At 37.6% G+C, this 4,691-nt stretch carries 7 protein-coding genes and 1 pseudogene; 2 read left to right on the plus strand and 6 right to left on the minus strand.

The window, feature by feature from the left end; all coding sequences use genetic code 11:
- The 6 genes and pseudogenes from ACFIJR_RS08625 to ACFIJR_RS08650 form a co-directional block, all read right to left on the minus strand.
- Positions 1–77, minus strand: a pseudogene (locus ACFIJR_RS08625) (exonuclease); the annotation flags it as partial.
- A gap of 1 nt (position 78) precedes the next feature.
- The gene (locus tag ACFIJR_RS08630; RefSeq protein WP_375654023.1) at positions 79–873 is read right to left on the minus strand and encodes an ERF family protein; all 795 of its coding nucleotides are present in this window, start codon (positions 871–873) and stop codon (positions 79–81) included.
- Between the two features lie 442 nt (positions 874–1,315).
- Positions 1,316–1,747, minus strand: coding sequence for a hypothetical protein (locus ACFIJR_RS08635; protein WP_252619730.1), 432 nt, complete (start codon positions 1,745–1,747; stop codon positions 1,316–1,318).
- Between the two features lie 12 nt (positions 1,748–1,759).
- Entirely contained in the window at positions 1,760–2,503 is a 744-nt protein-coding gene (locus ACFIJR_RS08640; protein ID WP_375626999.1) for an antA/AntB antirepressor family protein, read from the minus strand.
- Between the two features lie 69 nt (positions 2,504–2,572).
- Complete coding sequence (locus ACFIJR_RS08645) at positions 2,573–2,953, minus strand: hypothetical protein (protein WP_375649616.1); 381 nt, start codon at positions 2,951–2,953, stop codon at positions 2,573–2,575.
- Positions 2,954–3,215: 262 nt separating this feature from the next.
- Positions 3,216–3,545 (minus strand): helix-turn-helix transcriptional regulator, encoded by a 330-nt coding sequence (locus tag ACFIJR_RS08650; RefSeq protein ID WP_208439714.1) that lies wholly within the window; start codon positions 3,543–3,545, stop codon positions 3,216–3,218.
- Between the two features lie 120 nt (positions 3,546–3,665).
- Here ACFIJR_RS08650 and ACFIJR_RS08655 point away from each other — a divergent pair, with 120 nt between their 5' ends.
- The gene (locus tag ACFIJR_RS08655; protein ID WP_375638624.1) at positions 3,666–3,944 is read left to right on the plus strand and encodes a hypothetical protein; all 279 of its coding nucleotides are present in this window, start codon (positions 3,666–3,668) and stop codon (positions 3,942–3,944) included.
- Positions 3,945–3,954: 10 nt separating this feature from the next.
- A partial coding sequence (locus ACFIJR_RS08660; RefSeq protein WP_375654025.1) for a dATP/dGTP diphosphohydrolase domain-containing protein occupies positions 3,955–4,691 on the plus strand: 737 nt, incomplete at its 3' end.

The following is a 4,691-nucleotide window of genomic DNA, read 5'->3' on the forward strand; positions in this document are numbered from 1 at the left end:
CTGAGTACGCTGTAAATGTTTGATGCGGTGACTTTACCCAAGCGCGCTTGAAACCATTCTGCTGTTCTTTGTTCCATCTCACACCGCCGTTCTTTGTTCGTGTGGTGTTGGTGTATCGGCATCTTGTATAGTAGAATCTGTTTCTACCTTTTGCTTGTTTTGTTTCTTTTTCAAAAGATGTAATACCGTTTGTGCTTGTCCTTCAGACATATCGTCAAGCTTTTTGACGTCGACATAAGCAAGTATTTTTTCTTCTTCTGCTTGGGTTTGTACTATGAGTCTTCTGATTTCATTGATCTGTTGTGGAAAAGCCTTTTTAATAGGCGGGTTTCCATCTGTATCGTCTTCTTTACTTGCTACATTAAGAAGCATGCCTAACAGGTATCTTCGTGCGTAGGTAATTGTGGAACCAACTGATTGTATGTTATTTTTAGAGCCTGCATTGTCAATTGGAAATGTTCCTTCTGTTGAGATTTGATTGCCTGAAGGATGAGACAGAGTTATTTCTATGGTAATGTTTTTTTCTGTTTGATTTTTAATACGAGCAAACAAAGCAAAGTTGTATGTTGCAAGCCCTTTCTTTACAGCATCAATGTACTGATCAAGCGTAGCGTATTTGCTTTTAGTATGTGTATTAATGGCGTTTTGTTCGATATTTTTGTATGCCATTTGCACAGCCGAAAGATCACGGACAAAGTTTTGGCGCTCTTGTCGTTCTATCTCTTGTTCTCGCAATTTGAGAAGACGCTCTAAGCGATCCATATCGACATCACTTTCTAAGGCTTTATTTAAAATACGTTCCATGACAGTTTGTTCGACGGCTAAATGATGTGTTTCTTCAATTTCTATTAGGTTAGTGTTTTGTTCACTCATCTTGATTTCCTACATTGCGCGCAATTCATCCGTGGCGTGAATCACGCTGGTGTTAAAAGACTGGTTTTGGGGTGTTAGAGTTTTGTCTTTACAGGTTGTACAATCCGATCAATTGGAATGCGTTTTATATATGCACAATGATCAGAATATAGCGTCAACAAGAAAGATTCATCTGAATTGGGTGGTATCATTTCAAATCTAGTGCATGCAAACGGTCTGAATTCGTATGAAAATGCAAAGCATTGCGATCCTATGAGTTCCATTGGCACGATATTCTCTTCACTTAAGAAGGCATCTATTTTGTCTTTAGAGATTATGGTATCTACATAGGGCTCGCCCTTATCTCCAGAGATCGTTATACAAAGTTCACCTGGATTGTGGGTATTTCTCACAACTAACTGCGAACACAAAGTAGGTTTAATTTCATATCTATACATAATAATTATCTTCTCTCGCTCGTTGTGATAATACTGCCTCCACGAACCTCTGAATCTCCGTAAATGTGTGCGTTACCATACACTTCTGCATTGCAATGAACACTTGCATTTTCGTAAACATGTGCTTTTCCAAAAATACGACCACCATATATTTTTGCGTTATGATGAATTGTTGCATTTTCATAAATATTTGCAAAATAACAAACTTTTGAGTTATCAAATACCTTGGCATTGTTGTAAACTTTTGCACCGCTATAAACCATGGCATCATCATAAACCCAACAGTCTCCTTCATGACTTAAGTTGCTCTCACCTTCTATAAAGCCGCCTAGGTCACCTTTCTTGATTTTTCCGAAGCTTCTCAATGAACGTATGCGGTGGAGAGTTCTGCCATCAAACTCAATTGTTTCATCAGTAAGTTCATATTTTTTTTCCATGGTTTATTTCCCTTAATGCATGTTTTGTTTTTTAATCTCTTGAGACAACATACCAATTCCTTTTGCTGTGATTTTTGCGCAAGGAATGACTTTTTCTATTCCACTTGCGGTTTGAAGTGTAATGGTGGGACAATCCATTAGTCCTTTTTGGATTTTATCCTGATAAGGCAATAAGCGATCCCCGAAAGTGCGTCGATACACCCATCCTTTTTTCTGTAGGAAGAGAATGAATTGTTTTGGTTGCATTTCGAGCACTTTAGCGGCTTCAGTAAGACCGAAGAGCCCATCAGAGCGTTGTAAGCTTTCAAGAGCCATTGCTTTTGGTTTTAAATCTTCAATGATGATGTCTTTACGCTCATTTTCATTTTTTAGATGAGTTAATACACCTAACATTACTTGTGGACTTGAGTAATCGATTTGTGGTGTAAGAACTTGCTTTGCACGCCGCTCGCATTCAATAAAATATTGACGGGCTTGTTTACCTTTCTTATTGTTTTCAAGCATAGAAAGCTCTTTGGCTACGCTTAGAGTTAGATGATAGTCTTTACGATTGTGACCACCCCTTCCTTTGCTTCCCAAAATAGGGAAGCAAACAAAGTCTTGATTTTCTACCAAATTATATTTGTTGATACGTTCAGTAATCCAGTCCGCAAATTTTTTACCTACTTCTAAAAAACTATGCAAATCACGTGCGTTGACTGTTTGAACGCTTTCTTCGTTAATGGTGTTATTTGTAATAGTGATAGGATTATCCATTTTTATAATCTCTTTGAATTACCAATATTGATAAGAGAAGGTGGCGTCTTTTAAAAACGCCTTTAGCTTTTAAAGCACATCACAAGGACGCAAACGGTGTTGTTGTTCGTAAGAACCATACATTGCATCATCATATTCGCGCTGTTTTATATCATCTAAAAAAAAACCGTATGCTGTGCTGTGTAGAATAAAATCGTGAGGAATGTTTCCGTTGAAACACTGCTCTTCACATTCTTTAAGATAGAATTCGGCAATATCTTCAGAGATATCTTCGCAACGATTAGTCGTTGGTTCAATACGCAAAATTTGGACAGCATTATCGGCTTGGTCGATAAATTTGATCATGTCACTTTCTTCTAAGAAAGGACCAGATTTAGCGAGATTTTGCTCTTCATTTTCGCACATCACTAAGAGAATTTCATCAGAATTTATAAACACTGGTTTCTTCACAAATGCCTCCATATCAAAATATTTAAATACATTTTGAAAAAAACGCCTTGACATAGGTTTTTTTTTTCGGGGTATGGTGCAGTGATAATTGTATTTTATGCACAAGTCAATTAAAATTTTGCATAAAACGCAAAAATAAATCTTAAAATATATAATTAAATTATGCGCTATCCACAATTTGGGAGATGTTTATGAGCGATATAGATAAAAAAATAGAATCTGTTTTTTCATTATTCAATGAAAAAGAGCAGTTAATTATTACTTATTTTGTTTTTAATTTTTTTAATAATTCAAGAAAATCAAGCACCGCTTCTTTGTCAACTGGATCAAGTGATGCACATATTTTCATAAAATCTAAGTCTACTTCTTTGTAAAAACTGGGGGGAGGTTCGTTAAAAAATTCAGAAATCTTTACTAGTTCATCTATGGTTATATCTCGCGTTTTACCATTTTGATAGGTATTAAGCATGCGATTCACTGCTGATGGGTGTAGTTCTAAATGTGATGCTAATAATGTTTGTGCGCCGTGTCCTCGTTCGTTAAGACGCTCTTTAATCCATAGCTTAAGTTTGGACTGAATATCTTGTTCCATGGTTCGTATAATCCTTGAAAATATATTTTTATGCAAATGTGCAAAAATGATAAAAAAGCATAATTTCGTTGACTTGTGCATAAAACGCAATTATTTATTGCGCTGTTATGGAGATTACATATGCCTTCGAGATTAATTATAAAATATTTAGGTGGTTTCAAAACTGTAGCAACCATAGTGCAAAGAGATGTGTCATCTGTTTATAGATGGCGTGACATGCCAGCAAAACACCAGCAAAAAATTTTAGATTACGCACGTGATCATGGGATAGATTTGCGTCCAGAAGATTTTTTTTATCCCGAGCGCTTGCAGAGATTAATGCAAGAGCAACACCCCCCAATGACTACATTTGCAAAAAGTTCCGGCGTTGATAGCGCGCGTGAGACTTTGCAGCCTTAAGGAGGTGATGATGGCTGTAGAAAAGAAATATAAACTAACAAATGAAACAAGTAAAATTAATGGCAGAACCCTTCATCTCATAGAAGCATTGAGAAGCTTTGGAGATGTTAAGGCTGGCGAATTAGGTGGTTGGATAGAAAAAGAAGGCAACCTATCCCATGATGGTAATTGTTGGGTTGGGAACAATGCCAAGGTTTTTGGTGATGCCAATGTTCTTGGTTTTTCTCATGTTTCTGGCGATGCCCGTGTTTATGGCAATGCTAGGGTCTATGAATATGCCAAGGTTCATGGATATGCCGAAGTTTATGATAGTGCTAAGGTTTTTGGCGGTGCTGAGGTTTATGGGAATGCCAAGGTTTATGACAATGCTTGGGTTTATGGTGGTGCTGAGGTTTCTGGCGATGCACGGGTTTTTGGCGGTGCTTGTGTTTTGGAAGATGCTCGTGTTTTTGACATGGCAAGAGTTTCTAATGCAGTGAAGGTATATGGTGACGCCGCGATTTATGGCAATGCAGATGTTTGTGGCACTGAAGAATTTGGCGATGACGACAGAGTTTATATGCGTTCACATAGCACAAACGAAGCGCATAAGGATGATGCTGGTAAGGCGCGTGTTGAACTAATCCCGCCGTTGGCACTGATTGAAATCGGTAAAGTTTTAGAGTTTGGAGCAAAGAAGTACGGAGCAAACAATTGGCGTAATGGCATGCACTGGAGCAGGTTTCACGGTGCTGCTTTACGTCATTT

This window comes from Bartonella sp. OD88NMGDW (assembly GCF_042193775.1).
In the GTDB taxonomy this organism is placed as follows: domain Bacteria; phylum Pseudomonadota; class Alphaproteobacteria; order Rhizobiales; family Rhizobiaceae; genus Bartonella; species Bartonella grahamii.